General features: G+C 65.4%; 27 protein-coding genes. 8 read left to right on the forward strand and 19 right to left on the reverse strand.

Translation table 11 applies throughout. From position 1 onward, the window contains the following. Nucleotides 1-12 precede the first annotated feature (12 nt). Nucleotides 13-984 (reverse strand): Bug family tripartite tricarboxylate transporter substrate binding protein, encoded by a 972-nt coding sequence (locus NWF24_RS15400; RefSeq protein ID WP_258354927.1) that lies wholly within the window; start codon nt 982-984, stop codon nt 13-15. A 163-nt stretch (nt 985-1,147) separates the two neighbouring features. Here NWF24_RS15400 and NWF24_RS15405 point away from each other — a divergent pair, with 163 nt between their 5' ends. The 3 genes from NWF24_RS15405 to NWF24_RS15415 all read left to right on the forward strand — a co-directional run bounded on the left by NWF24_RS15405 (nt 1,148) and on the right by NWF24_RS15415 (nt 4,512). Next, on the forward strand, nt 1,148-2,044 hold the full coding sequence (locus tag NWF24_RS15405; RefSeq protein ID WP_258354928.1) for a LysR substrate-binding domain-containing protein: 897 nt from the start codon (nt 1,148-1,150) through the stop codon (nt 2,042-2,044). An 81-nt stretch (nt 2,045-2,125) separates the two neighbouring features. Next, nucleotides 2,126-3,799, forward strand: coding sequence for an ATP-binding protein (locus NWF24_RS15410; protein ID WP_258354929.1), 1,674 nt, complete (start codon nt 2,126-2,128; stop codon nt 3,797-3,799). Continuing rightward, nucleotides 3,796-4,512: an alpha/beta hydrolase gene (locus NWF24_RS15415; protein ID WP_258354930.1), complete on the forward strand. Its 717-nt coding sequence runs from the start codon at nt 3,796-3,798 to the stop codon at nt 4,510-4,512. The genes NWF24_RS15410 and NWF24_RS15415 overlap by 4 nt, the downstream gene beginning before the upstream one ends. A gap of 35 nt (nt 4,513-4,547) precedes the next feature. On the opposite strand, the gene NWF24_RS15420 is transcribed toward NWF24_RS15415, so the two are convergent. Next, complete coding sequence (locus tag NWF24_RS15420) at nt 4,548-5,069, reverse strand: hypothetical protein (RefSeq protein ID WP_258354931.1); 522 nt, start codon at nt 5,067-5,069, stop codon at nt 4,548-4,550. Nucleotides 5,070-5,254: 185 nt separating this feature from the next. On the opposite strand from NWF24_RS15420, the gene NWF24_RS15425 reads away from it, so the two are divergent. The 5 genes from NWF24_RS15425 (at nt 5,255) to NWF24_RS15445 (ending at nt 10,881) form a co-directional block, all read left to right on the forward strand. After that, nucleotides 5,255-6,088 (forward strand): DUF6502 family protein, encoded by an 834-nt coding sequence (locus tag NWF24_RS15425; protein WP_258354932.1) that lies wholly within the window; start codon nt 5,255-5,257, stop codon nt 6,086-6,088. Between the two features lie 5 nt (nt 6,089-6,093). Then, on the forward strand, nt 6,094-7,440 hold the full coding sequence (locus tag NWF24_RS15430) for a DUF5666 domain-containing protein (protein WP_258354933.1): 1,347 nt from the start codon (nt 6,094-6,096) through the stop codon (nt 7,438-7,440). Nucleotides 7,441-7,664: 224 nt separating this feature from the next. Further along, nucleotides 7,665-8,144, forward strand: coding sequence for a hypothetical protein (locus NWF24_RS15435; protein WP_258354934.1), 480 nt, complete (start codon nt 7,665-7,667; stop codon nt 8,142-8,144). 332 nt (nt 8,145-8,476) lie between these two features. Then, nucleotides 8,477-10,156, forward strand: a complete 1,680-nt coding sequence (locus NWF24_RS15440; protein ID WP_258354935.1) for a sensor histidine kinase — start codon at nt 8,477-8,479, stop codon at nt 10,154-10,156. Between the two features lie 35 nt (nt 10,157-10,191). After that, nucleotides 10,192-10,881: a response regulator gene (locus NWF24_RS15445; RefSeq protein ID WP_258354936.1), complete on the forward strand. Its 690-nt coding sequence runs from the start codon at nt 10,192-10,194 to the stop codon at nt 10,879-10,881. A gap of 43 nt (nt 10,882-10,924) precedes the next feature. Here the strand turns inward: NWF24_RS15445 and NWF24_RS15450 are convergent, their stop codons facing one another. The 17 genes from NWF24_RS15450 to NWF24_RS15530 form a co-directional block, all read right to left on the reverse strand. Continuing rightward, nucleotides 10,925-11,836: a type II secretion system F family protein gene (locus NWF24_RS15450; protein WP_258354937.1), complete on the reverse strand. Its 912-nt coding sequence runs from the start codon at nt 11,834-11,836 to the stop codon at nt 10,925-10,927. Between the two features lie 12 nt (nt 11,837-11,848). Continuing rightward, complete coding sequence (locus NWF24_RS15455; RefSeq protein ID WP_258354938.1) at nt 11,849-12,841, reverse strand: type II secretion system F family protein; 993 nt, start codon at nt 12,839-12,841, stop codon at nt 11,849-11,851. A 9-nt stretch (nt 12,842-12,850) separates the two neighbouring features. Further along, nucleotides 12,851-14,221 carry a CpaF family protein gene (locus NWF24_RS15460; RefSeq protein WP_258354939.1) on the reverse strand — a complete coding sequence of 457 codons (1,371 nt, stop codon included), beginning with the start codon at nt 14,219-14,221 and terminating at the stop codon, nt 12,851-12,853. 42 nt (nt 14,222-14,263) lie between these two features. Then, the gene (locus NWF24_RS15465) at nt 14,264-15,415 is read right to left on the reverse strand and encodes an AAA family ATPase (protein WP_258354940.1); all 1,152 of its coding nucleotides are present in this window, start codon (nt 15,413-15,415) and stop codon (nt 14,264-14,266) included. Between the two features lie 19 nt (nt 15,416-15,434). Next, entirely contained in the window at nt 15,435-15,863 is a 429-nt protein-coding gene (locus NWF24_RS15470; protein ID WP_258354941.1) for a TadE family protein, read from the reverse strand. Beyond that, on the reverse strand, nt 15,860-16,318 hold the full coding sequence (locus NWF24_RS15475) for a TadE/TadG family type IV pilus assembly protein (protein ID WP_258354942.1): 459 nt from the start codon (nt 16,316-16,318) through the stop codon (nt 15,860-15,862). Before NWF24_RS15475 ends, NWF24_RS15470 begins: the two co-directional genes overlap by 4 nt. 5 nt (nt 16,319-16,323) lie before the next feature. Continuing rightward, nucleotides 16,324-17,595 carry a pilus assembly protein TadG-related protein gene (locus NWF24_RS15480; RefSeq protein WP_258354943.1) on the reverse strand — a complete coding sequence of 424 codons (1,272 nt, stop codon included), beginning with the start codon at nt 17,593-17,595 and terminating at the stop codon, nt 16,324-16,326. A 42-nt stretch (nt 17,596-17,637) separates the two neighbouring features. Beyond that, nucleotides 17,638-17,814, reverse strand: coding sequence for a Flp family type IVb pilin (locus NWF24_RS15485; RefSeq protein ID WP_258354944.1), 177 nt, complete (start codon nt 17,812-17,814; stop codon nt 17,638-17,640). Between the two features lie 106 nt (nt 17,815-17,920). After that, nucleotides 17,921-18,130 (reverse strand): Flp family type IVb pilin, encoded by a 210-nt coding sequence (locus NWF24_RS15490; protein ID WP_258354945.1) that lies wholly within the window; start codon nt 18,128-18,130, stop codon nt 17,921-17,923. A gap of 145 nt (nt 18,131-18,275) precedes the next feature. Continuing rightward, the gene (locus tag NWF24_RS15495; RefSeq protein WP_258354946.1) at nt 18,276-18,569 is read right to left on the reverse strand and encodes a hypothetical protein; all 294 of its coding nucleotides are present in this window, start codon (nt 18,567-18,569) and stop codon (nt 18,276-18,278) included. A gap of 11 nt (nt 18,570-18,580) precedes the next feature. Further along, nucleotides 18,581-20,116: a type II and III secretion system protein family protein gene (locus tag NWF24_RS15500; protein ID WP_258354947.1), complete on the reverse strand. Its 1,536-nt coding sequence runs from the start codon at nt 20,114-20,116 to the stop codon at nt 18,581-18,583. A 25-nt stretch (nt 20,117-20,141) separates the two neighbouring features. After that, on the reverse strand, nt 20,142-20,984 hold the full coding sequence (gene cpaB / locus NWF24_RS15505) for a Flp pilus assembly protein CpaB (RefSeq protein WP_258354948.1): 843 nt from the start codon (nt 20,982-20,984) through the stop codon (nt 20,142-20,144). A 33-nt stretch (nt 20,985-21,017) separates the two neighbouring features. Then, nucleotides 21,018-21,602 (reverse strand): A24 family peptidase, encoded by a 585-nt coding sequence (locus NWF24_RS15510; RefSeq protein WP_258354949.1) that lies wholly within the window; start codon nt 21,600-21,602, stop codon nt 21,018-21,020. A gap of 16 nt (nt 21,603-21,618) precedes the next feature. Continuing rightward, on the reverse strand, nt 21,619-21,765 hold the full coding sequence (locus tag NWF24_RS15515; RefSeq protein WP_177192718.1) for a hypothetical protein: 147 nt from the start codon (nt 21,763-21,765) through the stop codon (nt 21,619-21,621). 210 nt (nt 21,766-21,975) lie between these two features. Continuing rightward, on the reverse strand, nt 21,976-23,718 hold the full coding sequence (locus tag NWF24_RS15520; RefSeq protein WP_258354950.1) for a Mur ligase: 1,743 nt from the start codon (nt 23,716-23,718) through the stop codon (nt 21,976-21,978). Then, entirely contained in the window at nt 23,715-24,740 is a 1,026-nt protein-coding gene (locus tag NWF24_RS15525; protein ID WP_258354951.1) for a hypothetical protein, read from the reverse strand. Before NWF24_RS15525 ends, NWF24_RS15520 begins: the two co-directional genes overlap by 4 nt. A gap of 6 nt (nt 24,741-24,746) precedes the next feature. Continuing rightward, nucleotides 24,747-25,370, reverse strand: coding sequence for an aspartyl/asparaginyl beta-hydroxylase domain-containing protein (locus tag NWF24_RS15530; protein ID WP_258354952.1), 624 nt, complete (start codon nt 25,368-25,370; stop codon nt 24,747-24,749). Nucleotides 25,371-25,575: the final 205 nt, after the last annotated feature.

Raw genomic sequence — 25,575 nt, forward strand, 5'->3', positions numbered from 1 at the left:
GTGAGTTGGCCTTCAGTCGATCTTCGCGCCCGAGTCCTTGATGATCTTGGCCCACTTGAGCGTCTCGCGGCGCGACAGCTCGAGGAACTGCTCCGACGTGGCGAAATCGGTCTCGGCGCCCAGCAGCCTGAAGCGCTCGCGCAACGCCGGGTTGGCCAGCGCGGTGCGGATCTCGGCATTGAGGCGCGCCACCACGTCCTTGGGCATGCGGGCCGGCCCGATGATGCCGCCCCAGGCTTCCACCTCGAAGCCCGGCACGCCGGCCTCGGCGATGGTGGGAATGTTCGGATAGGTGGGCGAGCGCTGGCGCGACGAGATGCCCAGCGCCCTCACCTTGCCCGCCTGGGCCTGCGGGCCGGACACCGGCGTGTTGACCATCATGAGCTGCACACCGCCGCCGATCAGGTCGGTGATGGCCGCCGTTGCGGCCTTGTAAGGCACGTGCAGCATGTCGGTGCCGGTCATGGCCTTGAAGAGCTCGACGCCCAGGTGCGCGGTGGTGCCGTTGCCGTCGGACGCGAAGGCCAGTTTGCCGGGGTTCTTCTTCGCGTAGGCAATCAGCTCGGGCACGCTCTTCACCGGCAGTTCGTTGTTGACGATCAGCAGGTTGGACAGGCGCAGCGTGTTGGCGACCAGCGTCAGGTCTTTCTCGACGTCGTACGGCACGCTGGGCAGCAGCGACCGGTTGGTGGCCAGCGAGACGATGTTGCCGTAGGCCAGCGTGTAGCCGTCGGGCGCGGAATGCACCAGGTCCATGGTGCCGATCGTGTAGGAGCCGCCAGGCTTGTTGTCGACCACGATGGGCACGCCCATCTGCTGCGACAGTTGCGCCCCCAGTGCGCGCATCAGCGCGTCGGGTGCGCCGCCCGGGGCCGAGGGCACGATCAGGCGAATCGGCTTGTCGGGATAGGCCGCGAGGCCCGGCATCGAAACCGCCGACAGTGCGGCGAGAACGAGAGTACACAGCAAGGCACGTAGACGCATGGCAGAGAACTCCGGCAATGAAGGATCGGTGGGCGGATGATCTGCCCGCGAAGCGGGTTGGACAAGCCATGTTTCCTGGGTTTAGCATGAGCTTTCCTCATGCACGAGGCCGGTGCGTATAGGTAGCTTCATCGGGTGCATGCACCAGACTTGCTCTTTTCTCATGAACCATCACGTTCGCGCTCCTTCGACGATGTCCCTGATGTGCCTGGAGGCCAGCGCGCGGCTGCGCTCCTTCACCGCTGCCGCGCAGGAGCTCCGCCTCACGCAAGGCGCTGTGAGCCGGCAGGTGCAGACACTGGAAGACCGGCTCGGCGTAAAACTCTTCACGCGTCGGCGCGAGGCCCTGGCCCTGACGGACGCGGGCCGCTACTACCTGGGCGAGGTCGGGCCGCTGCTGCAGAGGCTGGAGCGCGCCACCGCCAATGTGATGGCGCTCAAGGGCCGGGGCGGCGAGCTGTCGCTGTCGGTTGGCGCCTCGGTCGGCAGCTACTGGCTGATTCCGCGCCTGCCGGGGTTCACGCGCGACCATGGCGAGATCACGCTCAACCTGGGCACGCGCGTGGGGCCGGTGGACTTCAGCGCCACGCCGGTCGATGCGTCGCTGGAGTTCGGCGACGGCCAGCGGCAGGGCCTGCACAGCGAGTTCGTGCTGCCGCTGGACCTCTCGCCCTACGCGGCGCCAGCCTGGATCGCCGTGCACGGCAAGGCGGTCGATGCGAACACGCCGCGTTCGGCACTGATCCACCACCAGACCCTGCCCGGCGCGTGGGACGAATGGTTCGCACGCGAAGGCATCGTGAGCGAGGCAGGACGCGAAGGGCCACGCTACGACATCATGTCGATGGCCCTCAACGCCTCCCTGGCCGGCATGGGCGTGGCGCTGCTGCCGCCCTACATGAGCGACGAGTCGGTGGCGTCGGGGCGCCTGCGGCGGCTGTCGCGCCGCAAATGGCGCTATGCCAAGGGCTACTACCTCGTGTATCCGGAAGAGTCGGCGCAGATGCAGTCGCTGCAGGTCTTCAGGCAATGGCTGCTGGCGCAGGCGAACGACTCCTAGCGTCCTGCCGCCGGTCTTGACCCAGGTCAAGCGCCAGGCCCTACCTCGTGGCTAGCATCGAAGGCGACACGAGGAGACACCGTGGAACTCGAGATACCGGAGATGCTGGCCGCTGCGCTGCAGGGTCAGGTCGGCGCGCAAACGCCGCTTGGCCTTCAACTGGGTGGGCTTGGCGCCGGCAGCAGTGTGCGCGTCGTGTCCAGTTGCCATTTCGACGGGCACTCGCTCAACCTGCTCTTCCAGTTGGGCCTGGCCGCCGGCTCGCGCGACCTGGTGTTCCAGCTGCTCGCGCTGGACAACCTCAACGGCGAACCGCCTTCGCAGCCCATCTCCAGCCTGGAGTCGATGGTCCCGGCGTTGACCGAGTGGCTCGCACGCGACCTGATCGATGGCTGGCTCTACCAGCGCGGCAAAGACGGCGTACTGCTGCCCTGGCTGGTGCATGCAGTGCGCCTTGTGCAACCGGCGGACAACGAGGCGTACGTGCTGGTGGGCCTGCTGGCCAACACGCTGCAGGCTGCCGGCCGCGAGCCTCCCTCCGAACCGCGGTTGCGTTTCGCGGGCATGACCTGGGGCCTGAGCTTCTACGCGGAAGACCTGCCCGGCCGCACGCTGGCCGGCCTCTTCGCCGACCACGGCTTTCACAAGGAGTGCGCCGAGTTCAAGCGCGAGTACGACAAGCAGGTGGCGTGCTTCACGAGGCTGCAGCCGCAGTTCGGTGCCCAGTTCACCATCGACGGCAGCGCCTGGATGGCCGGCGAAAGCCCCCGCGCAGGCATGGCGTGCCACCGGCTGCCCGAAGGGGCGGTGGCGCGCTGCGTGAATGACGAGGAACTGCTGCAGCGCCGCTTCGACCTGGCCGCCGATCCGCACTACTGGCGCGAGAGCGGTGTCGACAGCGGCTTCGACCGCATCCCCCAGCACTGCTATTTGCACCTGTTCCACCTCGACTGGCACCGCAACATCTGGGTGCATGCGCAGCACGTGCAGGAATACAAGTACCAGCCCGGGCTGCGCGAGCGGCTGGTGCTGCCGCAGGCGCACCGCGACCTGATCGACATCCTCACGGCCGACCGCTGCTTCCTCGTGGAAGACGTGGTGCCCGGCAAGTCGGGCGGCACCACCATCCTGTGCAAGGGCGCGCCTGGCCTGGGCAAGACCCTCACCGCCGAGGTCTATGCGGAAGTGGTCGGCAAGCCGCTGTACCGCGTGCATTCGGGCCAGCTCGGCGTGACGGCCGACTCGGTGGAGGCCAGCCTGACGAAGATCCTTCAGCGCGCCGCACGCTGGGACTGCGTGCTGTTGCTGGACGAGGCCGACGTGTACATCCGCCGGCGCGACAACGACCTGCAGCACAACGCCATCGTGGCCGAGTTCCTGCGCACGCTGGAGTATTTCAGCGGCCTGCTGTTCATGACCACCAACCGGGTCGGTGACATCGACGAGGCCATCCTGTCGCGCTGTATCGCGGTGATCGACTACCAGCCACCGGGACCCGACGACGCGCGCCGGCTCTGGTCCACGCTGTCGACCCAGCTGGGCGTCGAGCTTCCGGGCACGGTGATCGACAGGCTGGTGGTCGAATATGCCGGCGCCAGCGGCCGCGACATCAAGGAACTGCTCAAGCTCACCAGCAAGTACTGCCGCAGAAAAGAGCTGCCGCTGTCGGCGCAGTCTTTCGCGCAATGCGCGGTGTTCCGCGGCATCGCCTGCGCCTCGTCGCCGGTGTCGTCGCAGATGGGAGCAATCGAATGATCGACGCCAGCCTGCTGGGTGGCGCACTGACCGGTCGCATGAGCTTTCGCCCGGGTGCCGCGCCCGTTGCCGAGCAACTGTCACCCGGACGCCACGGCCTCTCGTTCGCCGAAGGGCGCGAGGCGGTGCTGGTGGTGCCCGAGGGGCTGCCCACCGATGCACCGCTGCCGTTGCTGGTGATGTTCCACGGCGCGGGCGGCGAAGCCAACCGGGTGCTGCCGCATCTGGTGGCCCATGCGCGTGCGCGGCGCTTTCCTCTGCTGGCCCCGCAGTCGATGTACCCGACGTGGGACATCGTGGTCGGCGGGCATGGCCCCGACCTTGAACGGCTCGACGGCGCGTTGTCGACGGTAGCCGCGCATTTCCGCATCGACCCCGCGCGCCTGGCGTTCGCCGGTTTTTCCGATGGCGGCAGCTATGCCCTGTCGCTAGGCCTGACCAACGGCGACGTGGCCAGCCACGTGATCGGGCTGTCGGCGGGCTTCATGAACACGTTCACGCAGACGGGGAAGCCGCGCGTGTTCCTGGCGCACGGGCGCTCGGACAGCCAGTTGCCGATCGAGACCAGCGCGCACCCGCATGCGCGGCGGCTGCTGGAGAGCGGACACGACCTGACGCTGCAGCCCTTTGACGGTGACCATGTCATCGTGCCGTGGGTGGTAGCGCGGGCGGTCGAGTTCTTCCTCGGGCCTCAGGCGGCGGCACCAGCCTGAACTAGAGATTAGAGGTGCGTCAATGCCTGGCGGCTTCAGCAGAACGGATCCAGATCCGTGTCGGCTCCGCAAGACGGGCATGTGACCACCAGATTCCGGCCTGGCCGGACCCGCATCCGCTGCTGGCAACAGTGGCATCGGATCACGATCTTCTCGATGAGCGCTGAATTTGCGGGCTTCAGCGAGTAGATGGAGTACGTGATCTGGTCGTCCACGATGAACTCATTGCTGGAAAGGAAGCCGGCAATGAACCCGTTCACGGGGAAAAGAACGCTCGAGCCGGGGACTTCCGGCCAGAAGAAGCGAGTCGCGGTTTCCGCGGGCGCACGTACCAGGCGCGCCGCGCCTTTCAGCTGAGTCGGCTCGAATTCCAGATATGCGTCGCATGTCTTCCTGACTCTTCGACAGATTCCGGTCAATGGGTCCGGAATCAGCACACCTGTTCCGTGCCGTTGCGTGCACAACTTTGTCAAGGTTGCGCCTGGGCCGATGTCCGCTCTAAGCACATGCAGAGCGGCACGCAAGCTTTCGAAATTTCTGGTCGGGTTCGGGTCCATTGCTTCAGTTTGCGCACGTCGCGCGGGAACTGAAAGGGGCATTTGTCCTGTTCTTGCCGGACGACACAACAGTAGTCCAAAGCTTTCACATGTGACTATTGCACATGACAATAGCGGACCGTGATCGGCGGCTGGTGCCGCTGATCCTCCGTTGAATCGCACCTTCAGGATTAACGCTCGCCTCCATGGAACATCGGCTGGACTGGGCTCTCGCTGCCTGCGCTCGCATTCTGCGACCGGTGGTAAGGCTCGCCCTCGCGATGGGGGTCAAGCACCCCCACCTCGAGGAGTTGCTGCGCGACCTGCTGATCGAAGAGGCCCAGCGAAGCTGGCGCAACCAGGGCGTGCCCAAGCCCAACCTGAGCCAGTTGTCCATCACGACCGGCCTGAACCGCAAGGCAGTGACCGCCAAGATTCGGGCCACCGTCGACCCCCTGCCCCACACCGAGCTGTCGGCAGCAGCCAAGACTTTCACGTTGTGGTTGCAGATGCTTACCAAGGATGACACTTTCAGGCGCCTGCCCATCACGGCAGGCAATGCCGCGCCTTCCTTCGAGGCCGTGGCGCGAATGAGCAGCCGCGGCGACGTGCACCATCGCACCATCCTCGACGAGCTGGTGCGCCTGCAAATGGTGACCGAGGACGCAGGAGTGGTCGAACTCACGGCCGACGGCTTCGTGCCGGTGCAGGATCTCCAGTCCATGCTCGCCTTCCTGGGCGACAACGGCCGCGACCATCTGCTGGCGGCAGTCTCCAACACCCTGGGCGAGGAGCCCAGAATGCTCGAGCGGGCGGTGTACGCGCGCGGGCTCACGCTGCAGGAATGCGAGCAGATCCAGCGCCTCGTGCGGGAACGCTGGGCAGCCCTGCATCACGAGCTGACGCAGGAAATGACACAGGCAGTCGACCGCGCCCCTGCTGGAGCAAAGGGGCGCATCAGGGTCGGCATCTACACCTATTACGAAGACGAGAGCGCGCCTGTGCCGCCCCGCCCCCCTGAAAGCGAGCCCAAGCCATGAACACGATGAAGACACCCCGCCGGCTCATGCTCGGCCTTTTGTCCGTCGGCCTCATGGCCCTGCTGCTGTCCTGCGGCGGGGGTGGAGGCAGCGGTGGCGGCTCCGTGGGCGGCCTGGGTGTCGGCACGGGTGGCACCACGCAGACGGGCACCGGAGGGGATACCTCTACAGGAGCGGGGACAGGAACTGGAACTGGCACAGGTTCCACAGGCTCGGGCGGTTCGGGCGGAGATACGACCGCCGGCAACAGCAACACCGACGGCTCCGGCGTAGGTTCGGGCGGCACTGGCGTGACTGCCGACGCCGCCGGCATCGGCGCGGCGGACGGCCTGGGCAGCATCATCCTCAACGGGCTGCGCTACGACACCGACACCGCCACCTTCACCATTGAAGACGCCACCGAGTTGCAGATCGGCATGAGTGCGCGCGTCGCCGGCAAGGTCGACGCCAACTTCACCAGCGGCGTCGCCACCCAGGTCCAGTCGGCTGCCGAACTACGGGGCGCTGCCTCAGGCATCGACACCTCGGCCGGTAGCTTCGTCGTGATGGGCACCGTCGTGAGCATCGACTCGGCCACCGTCTGGGCCGACGCGAGCGGACTGGCGGACGTCGGCGCAGGCAGCATCGTCCAGGTGTGGGGCCTGCCGAGCGCACCGGGCGCCCTGCGCGCCACGCGCATCCAGATCGCACCCACCCTGACCGATCCGCTGGTCACAGGGACCGTGCAGAACCTGGACACCGTGCGCAAGACCTTCACGCTCGGCCAGCTCACGATCAACTTCAGCTCGGCGGCCTTCACGGGCATGAACGCATCGTCGCTTGCCAACGGCATCATCGTGCGCGCCCGGGGCACCGCCGCGCCGGTCGCGGGCGTGCTCACGGCCACGACGATGCAGGGCTGGTATGCCATCCCGGTGAGCGACGGCATTGCTGTCCAGCTGGCAGGCGTCATCACCGACTTCGCCTCGCGCAGTTCGTTCAAGGTGCTGGGCACGCCGGTCGACGCGACCAATGGGCAGATCACCGGCGGCCCCGTGGGCTCGCTCGGTAACGGCGTAAAAGTCGAAGTCGACGGCTTCATGTCGGGCGGTGTGCTGGTGGTGAAGAAGCTGCGCATCCGCAACGTTCCGGGCACCGGGGGCCCGGCTTCGTTCACGCTGATCGGCGCCATCGGCGCGTATCAGTCCCTCGCCGACTTCAGGGTCCGCGGTCAACCAGTGGACGCCAGGGGCGCCGTCTTCGAGAACGGCACCGCCGCGAACCTGGCCAACGGCCAGCGCGTGACCGTCGTCGGAGACCGGGTGATCGACGGCGTGCTGATCGCACAGCGGGTGACATTCACCACGCCTTGAGGCTGCCGCGGGGCGCCCGCAATGCCTGGGCGCCCTCTTCTTTCGCAATCCACAGCAAATTTCATCCACGGCCTCATGGCCGTGGAGTGCCTCCTATCGACAAGGTCGGGCGGTTGATGTAAAACAAAATAATTAAAGTGAAAAAATCACATTTAAACCCGAACGACCCTCGGACCTCGTGACGAACCGCTCGATACGCACAGAAGGTCCAGATAGGAGCATGTATGCCGCTTGCCCTCCTCCTTCGACTTCTGCACGAGAAGTTTCCGGCGACGCTCACGGCTGACCCGGACATCAGGAACGCATCGGTCCTGCTGGCGACCGGACTCATCGAGGCCGAATTTCATCTCGATCACTTCGGCTACCAACAGTATGAGAGCGCCGTGGTGTTCGCCATCACGGACGCAGGGCACGCGGAGATCGCCAGCCTGCAGACCGGCAACGTTGCAACGACTGCCGAGGGCCAGGAATGGCCCGTCATGCCACTCGACTACCTGCGCAAGATCGGCAATTCGATCTTCCCCCTGCGCATCGACGATCCAGCGGGGATCAACTCGGTGGCCGTGTTGAATGCGGCGGGCATGGTGGAAGCCACGCTTCCCCCGACCTGCCGCTCCCGGCAGACCCAGCAGAAGTTCAAGCAGGCGGTCGTCCTGCGGGTCACTCCCCTGGGGCGCACGGCCCTGGTCGCACGGCGGATGTGAACTTGGAGGGGCAGCGAGTGGCTCGCTGGAACGCATCGAACGGGTACCTGTAAATAGCGTACTTTTCGCCATCGGGCGGGGCAGCCCCCCTCGACAGGCATTCGAAAAAGCCCGAGATTTGGATGAATGTTTCTTAATGCAACAGACGTCACAAATCAGCCAGGCCCGTCGACCCCAATTGTCTTTGACTACCAAAGTAGTAATGTGAAACCTTCACATACATCGCTTTCAGGTGCAAAGAATGAATTCCAAAATGACACCGTCGAGCTTCTCTGCCCACTCAGGAATGGCCTGCCTGGCGTGATGCGCCTGGGTGCCAAGGATCCTTCGCCATGCTGGCTCGCACTACTGCTGCCCCCGACGTCGACGCGAGCGTCGCCGCGGATGCCCTCATGGTGGCCCGCATGCGAATGGTGCTGTCGGTTTCCGCGCTGCTGGCTGTCGCGGTCGATGCCGGTGACAACCGGCTGCAGGTTCCCGTCTGGCTGGCCTTTTCCGGATACATCCTGCACAGCCTGCTGGTGTATGCATGCACGCGAATGGGCCGCCCGTATTTCCAGGGCAAGGCCATCCACTGGTCCGACGTGCTGTGGTTCACGCTGATCATCTTCGTGACTGACGGCGTCCAGAGTCTTTTCTTCCTCTTCTACTTCTTCGCAATCCTCACCTCCTCGTTCCGCTGGGGTTTCGAGGAAGGCGCCCGCGTGACGGTCGCATCGGTCGCGTCGTTCGCCGCCTGCGGCCTGGCCACCAGCACGGGCGGCGACTCGCCGCAGCTGCTGATGCGCACCACCTTCCTGCTGGCGCTGGGGCACATGATCGTGCACTGGGGCGGCTCGAAGCTGGGCCTGCAGCGGCGCCTCGCGCTCCTGGGCGATGTCTGCCAGCTTTCGAACCCCCGCTTCGGTGCCGGCCGCACCGTCGCCCGCACGATGGAAAAGACACTGGCCTTCTTCAGGGCAAGCCACTGCATCCTCCTGACGCGGGACACATCCACCGGCAACTGGATCCTGCGCACGCTGCGCAAGAACGACGCCTGCGAACACGTCAGCGTCGAGACGATCGGCCGCATCGCCGAATCGCCGCTCATGGCGCTGGCGCCGGACCACACCGTGCTCAGCAACCGCCTGCCCTGGCCCCTGAGCCTGCTGTGCGCGCAAAGTCATGTCTTCGAAGCCGGCGCAAGCGGCTGGCGCATAGAGGACGACGACGGCGCGCAGCAGTGCGCCGCCGTGGCCGCCATGCTGGAGGCCCGCGCCTTCATCAGCGCCCCGCTGCCGATGCGGCTGGGCGAGGGCCGGGTCTTCGTGTCGTCCCGTGACGGACTGTTCAACAAGTCCGACGCGCTGTTCCTGGCGCACCTCATGGAACAGATCTTCCCGGTCATCGAGACCATCGAGGTGCTCGACCGGATGGCCTCCGAAGCCGCCGCTACAGAGCGCCTGAAGTTCGCGCTGGACCTGCACGACACGGCCGTGCAGCCGTACATCGGCCTGCGGATGGGTCTGTGCGCGCTGCGCAAGAAGGCGGCCACCGACAACCCGCTGCGCGAAGACCTCGACAAGCTCGCGAGCGTGGCCGACGGCGTGATCGCCGACCTGCGCCGCTACGCCGGTGCGGTCAAGCACAGCGCGAACAGTCCCTGCGGGCTTGTACTGCCCCATCTGCATCGCCAGGCCGAGCGGATCAAGGGGCTCTATGGCATCGAGATCGCCATTACGGTCGACGGCCAGGTCCAACTGGACGACCGGATGACCGCGGAAGTCCTGCAGCTGGTGGGCGAGGGATTGAACAACATCTGCAAGCACACCCAAGCGCGTCACGGCAGCATCCGCCTCGACTGCAAGAACGGGCGCCTGCAGTTGCGCATCGAGAACGAAGCGTGTGAAGAGAGCTTCACGAAGTTCCTCCCGCGCTCCATCACCGAGCGCGCTGCGGCTCTCGGCGGGCGGGCACAGGTGCACCAGTGCGCGAGTGGCGGCACCGCGGTACTGGTGGAAATTCCCATCTGAGAAAAACAACCCAGAAGACAAATCAGGAGCCTGTCATGCAACCAGTTGCCCATCCCATCGGTGTCCTGCTCGTGGACGACCACCAGACCATGCTGTGGGGCCTGTCCAGGCTGATCGACGGCGAGCAGCCGCGCATGCGGGTCGTCGGCACGGCCAGCTGTTGCGAAGACGCCGTGGCGACCTCGGACGACCTCGCCCCCGACGTCATCGTGCTCGATCTCGACCTCGACGGTCGGTGCGCCATCGACATCCTGCCCAGGCTTTTGTCGAACGAGGTGTCGCGCGTCGTCGTGCTCACAGCGGAGCGCGAGCAGCGCACGATCGACCTTGCCGTGCTGCACGGCGCGCGCGGCGTGATGCGCAAGGACGCTCCGGCCCAGCAGGTGCTCGAGGCCATCGAGCGCGTCTACAAAGGCGAGCTTTGCGTCGATGCGCAAACCATGGGCCGCGTCTTCTCTCAGCTGACTTCGGTGAAGAAGCCCCCGAAGGCCGACCCCGAAGCCGCCAGGCTGGCGAGCCTGACGCAGAAAGAACGGGAAATCGTCCGCATCGTCGTGGCTGGCAGCGGCGCCTCGAACAAGGCATTGGCCGAGAAGCTCTTCGTCACCGAGCACACGCTGCGCAACCACTTCACGTCGATCTACCAGAAGCTCGGCGTGACAAACCGCCTCGAGCTGTACATCTACGCGGTGAAGCACCAGCTCGACACGACGCCGGTGCACTGAAAACAACGCGCCGCACCGGGTTGCCCCAGGAGCGGTGCCCGGTTCAATACCCGTTCAGCATCGGCATGATCATCCGGATGATCCGGATCGCCGCCGGCGTGAGTATCACCATCGAGATGCACGGAAAGATGCACAGCACCAGTGGCAGCAGCATCTTGGTCGGCACCTTGGCCGCCAGTTCTTCCGCACGAACCTGCCTCTTGTGGCGCAGATCGTCGGAGAACACGCGCAGCGATTCGCCGATGCTGGTGCCGAACCGGTCCGACTGGGTCAGCATGGTCGCGAAGGTGCCTATCTCTTCCACGCCCGTGCGCAGCGCCAGGTTGCGCAGCGACTTCTCGCGCGTGGCTCCGGCGCGCATTTCCAGGTTGGTCCAGTGCAGTTCCTGCGCCAGCGCCACGCTCTTGACCTGGATTTCCTCTGTGACCTTGGCCAGGCCGGCGTCCAGCCCCAGGCCCGCTTCGACGCACACGAGCATCAGGTCGGCGGCATCGGGGAAGTTCTCGAATATCTCGCGGCGGCGCGCGCGAATGAGCAGGCGCAGCACCAGGTTGGGCAAGTAGCAGCCGGCCAGAGCCGCCACCGCGAGGTACAGCAGCATCTCCGTGCCGTCCGCCGCCCCCGTCGCCCGCATCCCCAGGAACGCGAGCGCGGCAAAGCCCAGCGGCAGCAGCGTCTTCATGCCGAAGTAGACAAGGTAGGCGTCCGGGTAGCGGATGCCGGCGTTCAGGAACCGCACGCGCAGCGGCGACAGGGCAGCGTCACTGGTGGGCGAAGACAACTGCGCGAAGGGACCGACGATCTTGACGGCAGTCTCGGCCCAGGCCGACTTGCCGGCCGACGGCGTCACCGCCTGCAGGCGCTGCTCGGTGCGCGTCGGAGACATCCAGACCGCAAGGCCGGCTATCGCCAGCGACACAGCCAGGAAAACGAGGATGGGAAACAGCATGGTCATGATCCTTCTCCTTCAGACGCGAATCTTCGCGATCTTGCGCAAGAGCACGATGCCCACGAGCATCAGCACCAGCATGTACTTGATCACCATCTGCCCGATCGGGTCCGTCCACAGCGGCGACATGAATTCGGGGTTGAAGACGTTCATGAGCGCCGCCAGGGCAAATGGCATGAGCCCCAGGATCCAGGCCGACAGCCGCCCTTCCGACGAAAGCACCCGCACCCGTGCGAGCAGCTTGAGCCGGTCGCGGATGAGCCGGCTCAGGTTGCCCAGCACCTCCGTCAGGTTGCCGCCGGAGTCGCGCTGGATCAGCACCGCCACCACGAAATAGCGCAGGTCGGTGAGCGGCATGCGTTCGCTGAGGTTGGTCAGGGCCTGCTGCAGCGAGACGCCGAAATTCACCTCGTCGGCGACCATGCGGAACTCGCTGGCAATGGGGTCGGCCATTTCTTCGCCGATCATCTGCACGCCGCTGGCGAACGAGTGCCCCGCGCGCAGCGCGCGCGTCACCAGGTCCAGCGCATCCGGAAGTTGCCTCTCCATGCGGGCCAGCCGGCGGCTGCGCTGGCGCTGCAGGTAGAGCACCGGAAGCATCGCCGCGCAGACCCCGGCGGCGAGCGCCAGCAGCATCGGCTGGCGTGCCATCGACGCCGTCACGAAGAACGCGAGCACGCCGAGCGCACCGCATACCAGCAGGAAGCTGGAAACCGTCCAGTCCAGCCCCGCCTGCAGGATGAAGCGGTCAAGCCGGTGCGCCCGCGGCAGCGTCAGCAGCATGCGCTGCATCCACGGCACCTCGCTGAGCATGCGTTCCTTGACCAGATGGGCCTGCGACGTGCGATCGACCGCGGCGGAAAACGCCTGCAGCCGCTTCTCGATCTTGCGCGCCTCGGGCCCCTTGTAGGAGCGCCACAGCAGGTACAGGCCCTCGATCATGAGCAACACGGTCACGAAGACCAGCACGGTGACGGTGATGAGGGTGTGCCCCCCCAGGTTGTCGAACATGGCTGTCTCCTATTCGTAGTGTTTGCTCGGCTCGAACATGGTGTCGGGCAGATCCACGCCGTAGGCATGGAGCCGCTCCGCGAATTTCGGCCTGACACCGGTCGCGTGGAAATGGCCGCGCACCATGCCGTCGGGCCCCATGCCGGTCTGGTGGAAAGTGAAGATCTCCTGCATGGTGACCACCTCGCCTTCCATGCCGGTGATCTCCTGGATGCTGGTGACCTTGCGCCGCCCATCGACCAGCCGCAGCACCTGCACCACCACCGTGATGGCCGACGCGATCTGCTGGCGCACAGTGCGATGCGGCAGGTTCAGGTTCGCCATGCCGATCATGTTTTCCAGTCGCGCCAGCGCATCGCGCGGCGTGTTGGCGTGGATGGTGGTGAGCGAGCCTTCGTGGCCTGTGTTCATCGCCTGCAGCATGTCGACCGCCTCGGCGCCGCGCACTTCGCCGATGACGATGCGGTCGGGCCGCATGCGCAGCGCGTTGCGCACCAGCGCGCGCTGCGTGATCTCGCCCTTGCCCTCGATGTTCATCGGCCGCGTTTCCATGCGCGCCACGTGCGGCTGCTGCAGCTGCAACTCCGCCGCATCCTCGATGGTGATGATGCGTTCGGTCGGCGGAATGAAGCCGGAGAGGATATTCAGCAGCGTCGTCTTGCCAGCGCCCGTGCCGCCGGAGATGAGCATGTTGACCTTCGCCTGGGCCAGCCCCTCGAGCATCTGCGCCATCGGCGGCGTCAGCGTCTTGAGCTCGTTCACGAGGTTCTCCATGCGCAGCGGGATCTTCGCGAAACGCCGGATCGACATCATCGGTCCGTCCAGCGCCACCGGCGCGATGACTGCATTGACGCGCGAGCCGTCGGGCAGCCGCGCATCGACCATGGGGCTGGACTCGTCGATGCGCCGCCCCACCAGCGAGACGATCTTGTCGATGATGCGCAGCAGGTGCTTCTCGTCGGTGAAGCTGACGTTGGTCAGCTCCAGCCGGCCCCGGCGCTCCACGTAGACCTTCTCGTGCGAATTGATCAGGATGTCCGAGACGGACGGATCCGCCATCAGCAGCTCGATCGGCCCGAAACCGAGCATCTCGTGCTGGATGTCGCGGATCAGCGTGCGCCGCTCGATGTCGTTGAGCGCCTCGGGCTCCTCCTGCAGCAGCCGCGTGACCATGGTCGAGATTTCCTGGCGCAGCACTTCGGGCTTCAGGGTTTCGAGCGCCGCCAGGTCGAAGCGCTCCAGCAGCTTCAGGTGCATGCGCTCCTTCAGCAACTTGTAGGCATCCGACGCAAAGGGCGACGCGGTCAGGTCGGCTGCGTGCCCATCGGGCTGCGCAGTGGGATCGGCGTCGATCGCATTGAGCTGTTCTCTGAATGACATGGGAGCCTGCCTTGCTGTTGAAGAAGAATGAGCCGGTGGTGCTCAGGCACGGCGGAAGAGCCGTCCGATGAAGCCGGGCGCCGCCTCCTGCCGCGGACTGAGTGAGTGAGCGATCTCGGCGAGCCGCTTGGCGAGCGTGCTGCCTCGCGACATCTCCGCCAGCGGCACGCCCCGGTTGATGGACGCATCCACGTCCTTGCCACCGTCGGGAACGATCGTGAGCGTCGCGCCGACCAGCGAGCGGCGCATGTCCGACAACCCGATTTCCCCGCCACCGGCGCTTCGGTTCACGAGCAGCTCGACCTTGCCGGGGGCATAGCCGAGCGACTTGAACACCTGCATCAGGCGCGTCACGTTGCGGATGTGCGGCAGGCTCGGCTGCAGCACCGGGAAGATGCGGTCGGCGCGGTCCAGCACCTTGATCGAGAGCGTGTCGATGCGCGTGCCGAGGTCGAACAGCACGAAGTCGTACATCGGCAGCGCAACCTGCAGGATCGCGTCGATGTGCTCGGCCTTCACCTCCAGCGCGCGCGAAAGATCGTCGGGTGCGGGCAGGATGCTGAAGCCCGGCGCCACGCGCACCACGCTGGCCGCGAGCAGCGACGCGTCGAGGCGGCCGATGTCGCGCGCAACGTCCGCCATCGTGGAACTCGGCCGCACGTCGCTCACGTACGACAGCGCATCGCCGAACTGCAGGTTCAGGTCGATCAGCAGCACCGAGCGCTCCCGCGAGAGCTGGTGAGCGATGTTGGTCGCGAGAAAGGTCGATCCGCTGCCGCCCTTGCAGGGCATGAACGCCACGACCTGGCCAGGGCCGCGCGCCTGGGTGCCGGCCATCTTGAGCCCGATGCGCTCGACGGCAGCCTCGAGCGCGGCAGTGTCGGATGGCGACGGCAGCACCTCGCGCACGCCAGCGCGCATCGCGTGGATCAGGAACTCCGGCGTCTGCATGGCGCACAGCAGCACCACCGCGATTGCCGGGTGCTGCATCGTGAGCTTCTCCACCAGCGCGAGCTCCTGAAGGTCGCAGCACATGCCGTCGACCAGCAGGAGCTCCGGGGCCGCCTTCTCGACGACCCATTGCATCCGGCTCTTGCCGCCCTCGAACAGCGACACGTGGTGGGAGCGCGCCTCGAGGACCTTGCGCATGTCCTGGAGATGGTTCGGATTGGGGGAAATGATGGCGATCTTCATGGTCGTGTCCGGTGCGTTGCTAGGAACAGATGGCTGCGCTGTTCGGGTCTTTGCGCATCACCTCGCGCGGCAGGTAGGTGGAAAAGCCCGGCATCGGGATCAGCGGCGCGACACCACCCGCGATGGGGGAGATCCACTGGTAGTTGAGCCCGGTGATGCTGACGGTGACGCCCTGACAGGTCGCGGCCGTGCAGCCCGACGGCGCCCACGCCACCGACACAGTGCTGATCTGCGGCAGCAGCGCCTTCATGCGGGCAAGCACCAGCGCCTGCTGGCCGGTGTCGTCGCACACCACGGCATACCTGGCCCCCGCGCGTGTTGCCTCCTGGGCCGCATTCCACGTGAACAGCATGCGCGAGAAGTCGACGATGCCCAGCACGAACATGAGGAAGATGAGCAGACCCAAGGCGAATTCGACCGTGGTCGCGCCGGTAATGCGTTTTCTCATGATGGCGCCCTCATGGTGGCTGCGATTTCGCTGAAGACGATGTTGCCGTTCGCATCGGCGAAGACGACGCCGATCACCGAGGGAAACAGCGAATGGAATGTGTAGCTGCTGACGCGCACCGTCACCGTGGTGATGATCGGATTCGCCCCTACCGACTGCCAGGTGCAGCAGCTGCCAGCCGGCACATTCGAAAGACTCAGCCCGCGCACCAGCCGCGCACCGGTGCCGGCCGTGTTGCCGTACACGATCAGGTTGCGCGCCTCGGTGACGTGCGTGCCAGGCGTCTGCACGGACAGGTAGCGCACCGCGTCGCGGGTCGACTTGACGACCGCGTTGTACTCGTACATCGCGCGGCCGAACTCGGTTGCGATGAAGGTCAGCAGCAGAAGCAGCGGCGTGATCAGCGCCAGCTCGATCAGTGCCGCGCCGTGCTGTGTGCGATGGGATCTTTTCATGGTGTTCACCTCACCAGTACCGGAACCAGCGGGCCCGCCGATCCGCCAGCCAGCCCGCTGGTGGTGCAGGGGCTGCCCACGGCGCCCGCGTTGCCGCGGAATTCCAGCTGCGTGTCGGTCATCGGAATGCTCAGCGGCTGCAGCATCAGCATGCAGGCGTAGTCGATCACGTGGTTGCTGCCGTCAATGACCGGCACCGTGACGATGCGGCGGTCGAAGCCGTACTGCATGTGGCCTCCGGCAACGTTGCCCGGGTTGGCCAGCTTCTGGAAGCTGTTGAGCGACAGCCCCGTGATCGATTCGCAGCTGTTCGCGCCCTTCACTTTGGTGCCGGTGTCGGCGCAGGACGCGAAGGCGGCCCGCTTGGTCACGAAGTTCTGAGCGGTCGCATCGGCTCCTGCACCCGGCGCGCCGTTGTAGGCATTGAACTGCGTGGGCCAGTTGGATGATGTGTAGGCATAGCCGGTGTAGTCGGGCCGGTCCACGCTCGGATCGCCGCTGTTCTTGTAGATGCCGAAGCGCTGGTTCCAGGTGTCGGCCACCGTGGTCTGTACGCCGGGGGTGCCGAGCGTGTCTCCCACCTTGGTGCCGCAGTGGTTGTTGAGCTCGGATTCGGTTTCCGAGGCGCTGTTGCTGCCGTCGAGATTGGCCCAGCCGATCTGGCCGCCCACGGCCGCGTTCTGCGCCTGGATGAGCGTCACCCAATCGCCTACGGCGAAGCCGTAGTTCGGTGCCGTGCCGCCCGGCTTGGGTTTCAAGGCGACGGGAATGGGGCACGTGGTCTGTGCGCTGGCACGGGTGGCGACTGCGCTCGCCGTGACGCTGCGCGTAGCGGGATTGCCGGCGGTATTGCCCGAAAAGGCGCCCATGGCCTTCATGAGCCAGATGTTGACGTTGGCCTGCGTGTGCGTGCACTGCGCATAGCGAGCCACGGCGGGCGTGGTCGTAAGGGCGTAGGCCGAGTCGCGGAACGTGATGTCGGCCGTGACGATCTTGCCCTGCCCGCTCCAGGTGCTCGATTGCATGTTCACGCGGTTCGCATTGCCGGCGGTCTGGCCTGCGCTCGTGGCTCGCGTGAGGGCTGTGCCCTGTCCGTCGAGCTCGCGCGCGGCGGCCAGGGCGCAGCTGTCCACCGCTGTCTGCAGTTCGGTCCTGATGACGAACAGGTGGCCGAAGTCGAGTGCGATGCCCATGAAGCCCATCAGGAACAACAGGAACAGCGCGGCTGTGACGATCATCGCGCCACGCTGGCGGCGATGCTGGCGGCAGGTGAACATGATCGGCTTTCTTGCAAGTTGGAACAACGCAGGAAAGCCGCGTCAGGTGCAGCTCGTGCCGCCCAGACAGGTAGTGACCCGGGTGATGAATGCGCCCAGGCCGGTACTGCCGGACAGCGCTTGCAACGCGACCACCAGTGCGATGGAAACCACGGCGATGATCAATGCGTACTCGACCACTTGTGCGCCGCTCTCGTCTGTCATGAATGACTTGAACATGGTGATGACCCCAATTCGGTGTTGAAGAAGAATGAGTGGGAGCGGATGGGTGGGTGGAACGAAGCGGGCCGGAAAACCGGACCCGCTTCCCTCCACGACAGACTGCTCAGGTGCAGGTCGTCCCGGTCAGGCAGGTCGTGACGCGAGTGATGAAACTCGTGAAGCCGCCGTTGTTGGCCGTAAGGCCCTTCAGTGCAACGACCAGTGCGATCGAGACGACGGCGATGATCAGCGCGTACTCGACGACCTGGGCGCCATCTTCCTCGAGCATGAAGCCGCGGGTGGATTGGCCGATGGCCTGGAGAAAGTTCTTCATGGTTCTTTCCTTTCAAGGTTTGAACAGTTGGAAATCAGGTTTGAAAACAATGACGTGATGGGGAAGAAAGTTCGTTGCAGTTCGTGGCGCTCTCCTTTCCAGGTAAAGACTTCGAGGATCGAATTCGAGAGAAAAACACAGCCCGTCACTTGCCCGAGCCGCCACCCTGACCACCGATCTGGCCGCCGATGTTGATGACGTTGACTGCCGGCGGCGGCGACTTGTAGGACTCGTGGTACTGATTCATCGACTCGCGCGCCGAGCGGCCGTCCATGCCCGCGATCGGATCGCCGTTCTTGCCGGCGTTCGGGTTCAGCGTCATCTTTTTCTTTGCGTCGCGCACCGCGTCGCCGAAGCGCGCGTCGTAGTTGGGCGTGACGGTCGAGCAACTGGCGCCAAGAAGGCAGACGAGCGCGACGGTGGTCGATCTGATGAACATGACAGTGCTCCTCACGGGGTTTCGCTGGCCGGGGCGGCCGGTGCCGGGGTGGCGCTTTCGAGGGCGCCGTTGAGGTAGACCTCGGCGCGGCTAGGAACGACGTGGTTGTCCGTCGGTACCCGCGGCGACTCGGCCAGCGGACGAACCAGGCGCGGCGTGATGACGAACATCAGCTCGGTCTGCTCGTTCTGGAATTCAGTGCTGCGAAACAGCGCACCCATCACCGGCACTTCGCCCAGGCCCGGATAGCGCTTGATGGTCTCGTTCACATTGCTCTTGATGAGCCCGGCGATGACGAAACTCTGCCCGTCGTTGAGTTGCACGGTGGTGTCGGCGCGCCGCACCGTCAGCGAAGGCAGCACGGCGGTAACGCCCGAGACCGTGGTGAAGGGCGAGCCGGTCTGCGTCAGGTCCGACACCTCGGACACCATCTTGAGGTTGATCCGGTCGCCGTTGAGCACGGTCGGGGTGAACTTGACCCCGATGCCGAACTCCTTTTCTTCCAGCGTGATGTTCGTCCCGCCGCCGCCAGCGGCGCTCTGCGCCACCGGAATGAAGATCTTGCCGCCCGACAGGAAGCTGGCCTGCTGGCCGCTGATGGCCATGATGTTGGGTTCCGCAAGAATGCGCACCAGCCCGTCGTCCTTCTGGCCGTCGATGGTCAGCGAGGTGCGGCCGATGCGCAGTGCCTGGACCAGGCCCGCGCCCGTGCTCAGGAAATTGGAAATCAGCGAGTAGTTGTTCAGCCCGCCGTTGCCCGAACGCGCAATCCCGACGCGCGAGCCCAGCCGGTCGAGCAGCGTCTTGCTGACCTCGGCGATCTTCACCTCGAGCATCACCTGCTGCGGTGTCGCGATGCGCAGCAGGTTCACCACCTTCTTGCCGTCCGCGCCGTAGGCCGACGCCAGGCTCATCACGTCGTCGAGCTTGAGCGCGTCGCTGATCTCGCCGGTGAGCACGATGGATTTTTCTGCACTGCGCACGCGGATGCGGCGCTCTTCGGGCATCAACTCAGCCAGCTTGGCCTGCAGCGCCATCGGATCGATGGTGACGATCACGTCCTTGATGTAGCAGGTGCCATCGGCGCTCTGGAGCACGACGTTCATCGAGCCCGCCTGGCGGCCACGGAAGAACAGGTCGGTCGGGCTCAGCAGCGTCACATCGACATCGGCGACGCCGTCGCCGGTATTCGCATTCGCGGCCATCGCCGGAGAGGGTTGCATGCCCGCCGGCACGGCCGCGGCCGCAGGCGCCGGCGCCCGGTTCGAAGGCTGGCCGCCGACCACGATGCGCACCACGCGCGCCTTCAGCGGAATGACCACCGACTTGCCCAGCACGGCCTGGGTCGGCTGGTCGTCCGGAATGATGGCGGTGCAGCGTCGGGCGTTGGCGGCGTTGCCCGCTGCCGCCGGAGGCGTTGCAAGTGCTGCGGCGGGCATGGCGGCCGTGGCCGAGGCGGTTGCCGCGACCTCCGCGCCCATGGCGGGAGCCGCCACTGTCGCGAGGGTCGCCAGCAGACTGGCTAGTGTTGTTGAGAGATGGCGCACTTGGTGTTCCTCCTGATGAACCGGATCAGAAACAGGTCAGCGAGCTGCCCGCGTGCTGGACGACTTCCACGCACTGGGAAGCCGGCTGCGCGGCGGGGCCTGCACGATGAATACGCGGGCGGGCCGGGGCAGGCGCCGCAGCGGTGGAGACCTGCACGATCTCCTTCGCGCCGAACAACTGGCCCTTGGTGATGCCGCCGGTGGCGACCGTGGTCTTGTCCATCTGGTTGCGAAGCACCAGGGACAGCGTTCCCACGCTGCGTGCCAGGTCGAGCTTTTCCGAGTCTTCGAGCGAGAGTTCGAGCGTCACGGCGCTCACGACCTTGGGCTTGGTGTCGTCGCGGTTGGCCTCCTGCGCCACCGCCAGCACCAGCACTTTCTCGAGCACGGTCTTGCTGATCTGCGACGCCTCCTCGCCGCGGCCCTTGTCCTGCTGGGCGTTGACCATCACGTCGACGTAGTTGCCCGGCAACGCGAAGCCGGCGACGCCGACCACGTCGTTGACGCGCACCGTCATGGCTCGCTTGCCACTGGCGATCACCGCCGACAACCCGCCCTGGGTTCCCACCGGCGCCAGCTTGCCTTCAATGAGCGCTTCGCCGCGCAGCACGCCAACCCTCACCACGCGGTCGTCCAGCGCCTTGATGTCGCCGAACGAGCCATTCGGCACGGAGCCGCTGGGCCAGTCGACCGTGGACAGCATCTGCGCGTTGACGCGGCTGCCCAGTTCGATGTCGACGGCGGCCACCACGACCTTGTTGGACGCGATGCCGCTTTGCCTGGAGATCCACCCGGCCGCGTAGACCGCGGCCGCCAGCCCCGTCAGAAGGGCCAGAAGGATCAGCCCGATCGCCTTGATGTTCTTCATACGAACCTCCGTCGCAGGTAAAAGATGGGAGGGCTAGACATAGCCCAGTTGATGCGCGAACACTTCGACCACCGTGCCCGCCGCGATGCAGATGCCGTAGGGCAGCTTTCCCACGGACTGGCTCATGTGGACGTGCCCCGTGGGGCGGATGCCCGCCATGCTCGAGAACGCCATGCCTTGTGCCGCCGTCTTGACGTTGGCCAGCATGTGAGCGAGGCGGCGACGGTGGATGGCGAACACCAGCGCCGCCATACCACCGGCAATGAAGGTGAAGAGCACCGCCATCAGCGTCTGCTGCGGACCGATGAAGGCCCCTGCCATGGCCATGAGCTTCACGTCGCCCGCCCCCATCAATCCCAGGACATAGAACGGCAGCATCGCGGCGAAGCCCACACCCAGGCCACCGAAAGCGCTCATTGCACCTGCGGCCGGCGTGCGGGCAGCGAGAGTGCCGTAGATGAGCGCGAAGAGCGCGCCACCGAAGGTCAGCCAGTTGGGAATGCGGTAGGAGCGCCAGTCGCTGACGGCGGCTACCCCGAGCAGCGCGAAAAGCGCGAGCATTCGAACGTCTGTAGCCAGCATTGCCAGCAGTTCGAGAACGGCGTCGAGTTCTTGCATGGTCGGCTCCGTGGGTTCAGGCGCTGCGCCGGATGGCGAGCAGCAGGAGCAGGCACACGACCATCACAAGAGCGCCGATCAGAGCGAACTCCATGAACGACATGCCTGCGTCTTCCCGCAGCAGGTTCATGAAGGGTCTCGGCAGCAATGCGAGCAGTTCCATGCGTGTTCCCCGGTTGTCGTGACCGGCCTGAACCGCCTCTCTGCCCGGTATGGACAGAAGCGTTCGGCCTGGGGATGACTGTAGGAATCACGCTGTCTTCGCACATGAGCGAAGCGCCCCTTTGCAGGGGAGTCAAGCGCCCTGCCCGCTTGGGCTCGGGACCATGACAAAACGCCTACCCGGAGCGTTTCCGGGCAGCAGGAGGCACCGCTACGTCTGCGCGATGGCGGCCGGTGCCGCTTGCCTTGCCTCTTCCTGTTGCGTCAGGGAAGGCCGCCCGCCGCCCTGCAGGTACTTCCAGTACGCGACGTAGCCCGACAGGTAGTGCTCCACATCGTCGATGCGCACGCGGTAGCTGTGATGGCGAATGAAGAAGCTGCCCACGATGCGCCCCGGGTTCTTGAAGAACATGGCGATCTCGGGCCAGAAATGGCCCGTCAGCAGGTAGCGCGCACGCTGCTCCAGGGCCCGGTAGAACTTGTCGATGTCGAAGCCGCGCAGCAGGTGGTCGTGCTGCGGGTCGGCCTGAATGCGCACGATCATCTTCTGCGCCGCCATCATCAGCTCCAGCAGCGTCGGAAAGGTGGTGATGCGCTCGAGCACGAAGTCGAGATGGTCGCGCACGTTGTCCAGGCCGAAGCGGTAGTAGCGCTCGTCCGATCTGTAGAGGGTGAGTTCGTTGACGCAGTAGCTCAGCCAATGATCGTGGGCCTGCCAGTGCCTGGCTTCGATGAAATGCCCGAATGCTTTCTCTACGGTCTGCAGCCAGCGCGGATCATTGGTCAGCCCGTACAGGCGCATCAAGCCGAAGGCGGCCTCGCCGTCGTAATAGATGATCCGGTTCTCTTCCTTCACGCTGAGGTCGGGGTGATTCAGCACATGCACGAAGCGGCCCGAGTTCGGGTCCTGCATGTGCACGATGCCCAGGGCCAGCTGCTCCATCAGCGGCAGGTATTGCCGGTCGCCGGTGAGTTCGGTGTACTTGACCATCGCCAGCAGGCACACGGCGTTGCCGCCCAGCTTGATCTCGTTGCCGTTGTCGACGTCCACGAGAAAAGCGCCCTGCTCCCCGCCCGGCAGCGCGGCGCGCTGGATCAACGTCTGCGTGAGGTAGGCCAGCGCCCGGTCAATGGCGGCCTTGTGCTCGGGGCGCTGCGTCAGCTCCCAGCCTTCGAGCAGCGCGTAGGTGGAGCTGGCGTGCCGCAGCGCGTTGTAGGTGGGAATGGGACGGTCGAAGCAGGGAAACCAGCCGTAGTGGTACTGGCCGGTCGGCTTGACCTGCCGTGCGAGATAAGCGGTGCTGGTTGCGACGATGTCGTGCACCTGGCTCGCATCCCAGTTCGGCATGACGCGATGGCCCTTGCCCCGCCCCTGATGCTCGATGGCATGAAGCTGCTTGCCATCGGTGAACACGGCTCGCGTGTCGAAGACCCAGATCGGCTCCTGCGCCTGGGTTGGCCACTCCAGCTCCAGCCCGTATCGATATTTGCCGTAGAGCTTGAGGTTGGCCGCATTGGGCGTCGCCTCGTCGAGTGCGCCGTCGTGCAGCACGGCATGCGCGCCGATCTCCGGCTCCAGAATGGCCACGGAAAAATCGGGCTTGAACGCGATGCCATGGCGAAAGTAGTTGCGCTTGGTTGTCGCAAAGCCCCGCTTCAGTTCCTGCCAGGACATGGCGTGCACGGTGTGCACCACGTCCACCCGCAGCCAGATTGGTGCGGCGCCCTTCTGCTTGCGCAGCCAGGCATTCAGCAACTGCGCGCCCCTGCCCCATGCCTGCTCGAAATTCTTTCCGCGGATGGTCACGACATGGGCCCGCTCCTTCCCGTTGCAGACCGACATGAAGAGCACGCCCACGGCCTCTGCGTCGATGCCGACGCTGGCGCTCGTGCATTCGTCCCACAAGGTTGCAATCGCGGGCCTGGCCGACGCCAGCAGTTCACCCAGACTCATGGCACATCCTTTTTCACAAGCGCCTCCAGTGCAAGAAATTCTTCCAGTTCGGCCGATCTCCGGGCCTTCGAGCGCGCCGCTTCAGTCCGCGTCGCCTGGAGCACGCCTTTAAGTATCTCCGCGTCGTGCGCGGAAGAACGCTGATCCTCCTCCTTCCAGCCAAATACCGGCCAGCCATTGCGTGCCGCGACCTGTCGGTCGAGCGGGCCTAGCGCCTCCAGCAGCGCCTTGATGAAGGCCGCGCCGTGCAGTTGATCGTCCTGGATGACCAGGCTGCCATCGACGTAGGTGGTCTGCGCCAAGCCCGGCGGCAGCCTGAGGCGGCCGTCGGGGTCGAGCATGCCCGCCAGACGGTTCCACATGCCACTTGCCCCGTAGGTCTGCGAGAACACCTGCTCGCGCAGTGCCGGCAGTGTGGCCGGCAACGGCTGCTGCGGTCCACTTCCGGGGCGTAGCGCGTACTCCGACCAACGCGCAGTGCCTTCCAGGAACCAGCGCGCCTTGAACATGGTGTAGCCGTACTGGTACTGGTGAAAAAGCTCGTGGATCGGAGTCACGTTCTGGTTCGCGTGGCGGTTGAGCAGATCGATGCGAAGGGCACAGCCGCCGGCCGTTTCGTCGGAGCCCAGGCGGTAGTTCATCACCTCGTCGTAGGACATTCCGTTGCCCTTCTCCATCTTCAGCAGGAACACATTGATCGAGGTGGCGCGGGCATAGCGTGGCTGGCGCATGGGGTGCGTCAGCCCCATCACATCGGTGAACAGCCTGTGACCCACGACCAGTTGCGTTGCCACGTCCTGCACCTTGTCGGGTATGCCATTGCGGTCGAGGTCACGCATGTCCGGCAGCGCGTGGGCTCCCTCCAGCGTGTAGCGGATGCGGAACTCGTCACGCACATAGACGCGGTCGAGCTGGGAGAGCGTCGCATTGCGCTCCACCCGGCAACGGCCGGCCTCGACCTCCTGTGCCGCGACGGGCAGGACGGCCGCCAGCATGCACACCAGCCATCGCGCATTCGTCATGCGAGCTCAAGCCACCAACTGCTGCTGGAGCACAGGCAGCCAGGGCTCGGTCAGCATCTCGAAAGATGGATTGGCATCCAGTCCCATCAGCAGATGAACCCGGTTGGATGGCTGCTGGCTTCGATTGACCGCTCTGTGGTTCACATCCACCCGCACCAGCCAGGCCGAGCCGTCGGCCGGCAGATGAACGCTTTCGATGCTGCCGTCGGCGCGCTGCCATTCGAAGAAGCAATTGGGGTTGGTGATGATGGGGATGTGCAGGCGCCAGGTTTCCTTGGCTGCATCGTTGTGCAGCGGCATCTCCTCGCCCTCGCTTTCGAGCTGCATGATCCGGGCCCTGAAGGGCGTCAGGCCATGGCTGCGCAGCGCATTCATCACCCTGGCCAGGTAGCCGCTGCACGCGTCTGTCGGCGTGACGCCGCGCGCATTTTTTGCGGGAATCCGCCGGATGCCGTCTACCAGAGTGCCGTCGCGACTGGTGACTGCCCAGCCGATGTAGTCGACGCGGTTGTCGCGGTATGGCGTCGACGGCAGCGGCTTGACGTGCACCAGGAAATGCTGCCTCAGCGATTCGGCGTCGATCCTGAAATCGGCCAGCCTGGCAAACATCACGTCACTCGATTGCTCCATTGTTTTCTCCTCTTCTTCGTCCTCTTGATGGCGATGTGCATCGGACGGCCATCAATGCCGACGGCGCGAGCACACGCAATGAGCAGGGCCCGAAGGCCCCAGGTCGAACTGGACGACCTATGCGAGGAAGGAGAGGAGTTGTGGCGGCCGCATGGGCCGCTCGAGAGGCGCGGACGGCAAGACCGTCACGGCAAATTCCGGGGGA

This window comes from Variovorax paradoxus (assembly GCF_024734665.1).
Taxonomy (GTDB): domain Bacteria; phylum Pseudomonadota; class Gammaproteobacteria; order Burkholderiales; family Burkholderiaceae_C; genus Variovorax.

Bases quoted from the DNA above. Each gene is read 5' to 3' on its own strand.
- NWF24_RS15400 (WP_258354927.1), bottom strand. From the start codon at position 984: ATGCGTCTACGTGCCTTGCTGTGTACTCTCGTTCTCGCCGCACTGTCG.
- NWF24_RS15405 (WP_258354928.1), top strand. From the start codon at position 1,148: ATGAACCATCACGTTCGCGCTCCTTCGACGATGTCCCTGATGTGCCTG.
- NWF24_RS15415 (WP_258354930.1), top strand. From the start codon at position 3,796: ATGATCGACGCCAGCCTGCTGGGTGGCGCACTGACCGGTCGCATGAGC.
- NWF24_RS15420 (WP_258354931.1), bottom strand. From the start codon at position 5,069: ATGGACCCGAACCCGACCAGAAATTTCGAAAGCTTGCGTGCCGCTCTG.
- NWF24_RS15425 (WP_258354932.1), top strand. From the start codon at position 5,255: ATGGAACATCGGCTGGACTGGGCTCTCGCTGCCTGCGCTCGCATTCTG.
- NWF24_RS15430 (WP_258354933.1), top strand. From the start codon at position 6,094: ATGAAGACACCCCGCCGGCTCATGCTCGGCCTTTTGTCCGTCGGCCTC.
- NWF24_RS15435 (WP_258354934.1), top strand. From the start codon at position 7,665: ATGCCGCTTGCCCTCCTCCTTCGACTTCTGCACGAGAAGTTTCCGGCG.
- NWF24_RS15440 (WP_258354935.1), top strand. From the start codon at position 8,477: ATGCTGGCTCGCACTACTGCTGCCCCCGACGTCGACGCGAGCGTCGCC.
- NWF24_RS15445 (WP_258354936.1), top strand. From the start codon at position 10,192: ATGCAACCAGTTGCCCATCCCATCGGTGTCCTGCTCGTGGACGACCAC.
- NWF24_RS15450 (WP_258354937.1), bottom strand. From the start codon at position 11,836: ATGACCATGCTGTTTCCCATCCTCGTTTTCCTGGCTGTGTCGCTGGCG.
- NWF24_RS15455 (WP_258354938.1), bottom strand. From the start codon at position 12,841: ATGTTCGACAACCTGGGGGGGCACACCCTCATCACCGTCACCGTGCTG.
- NWF24_RS15460 (WP_258354939.1), bottom strand. From the start codon at position 14,221: ATGTCATTCAGAGAACAGCTCAATGCGATCGACGCCGATCCCACTGCG.
- NWF24_RS15465 (WP_258354940.1), bottom strand. From the start codon at position 15,415: ATGAAGATCGCCATCATTTCCCCCAATCCGAACCATCTCCAGGACATG.
- NWF24_RS15470 (WP_258354941.1), bottom strand. From the start codon at position 15,863: ATGAGAAAACGCATTACCGGCGCGACCACGGTCGAATTCGCCTTGGGT.
- NWF24_RS15475 (WP_258354942.1), bottom strand. From the start codon at position 16,318: ATGAAAAGATCCCATCGCACACAGCACGGCGCGGCACTGATCGAGCTG.
- NWF24_RS15480 (WP_258354943.1), bottom strand. From the start codon at position 17,595: ATGTTCACCTGCCGCCAGCATCGCCGCCAGCGTGGCGCGATGATCGTC.
- NWF24_RS15485 (WP_258354944.1), bottom strand. From the start codon at position 17,814: ATGTTCAAGTCATTCATGACAGACGAGAGCGGCGCACAAGTGGTCGAG.
- NWF24_RS15490 (WP_258354945.1), bottom strand. From the start codon at position 18,130: ATGAAGAACTTTCTCCAGGCCATCGGCCAATCCACCCGCGGCTTCATG.
- NWF24_RS15495 (WP_258354946.1), bottom strand. From the start codon at position 18,569: ATGTTCATCAGATCGACCACCGTCGCGCTCGTCTGCCTTCTTGGCGCC.
- cpaB (WP_258354948.1), bottom strand. From the start codon at position 20,984: ATGAAGAACATCAAGGCGATCGGGCTGATCCTTCTGGCCCTTCTGACG.
- NWF24_RS15510 (WP_258354949.1), bottom strand. From the start codon at position 21,602: ATGCAAGAACTCGACGCCGTTCTCGAACTGCTGGCAATGCTGGCTACA.
- NWF24_RS15515 (WP_177192718.1), bottom strand. From the start codon at position 21,765: ATGGAACTGCTCGCATTGCTGCCGAGACCCTTCATGAACCTGCTGCGG.
- NWF24_RS15520 (WP_258354950.1), bottom strand. From the start codon at position 23,718: ATGAGTCTGGGTGAACTGCTGGCGTCGGCCAGGCCCGCGATTGCAACC.
- NWF24_RS15525 (WP_258354951.1), bottom strand. From the start codon at position 24,740: ATGACGAATGCGCGATGGCTGGTGTGCATGCTGGCGGCCGTCCTGCCC.
- NWF24_RS15530 (WP_258354952.1), bottom strand. From the start codon at position 25,370: ATGGAGCAATCGAGTGACGTGATGTTTGCCAGGCTGGCCGATTTCAGG.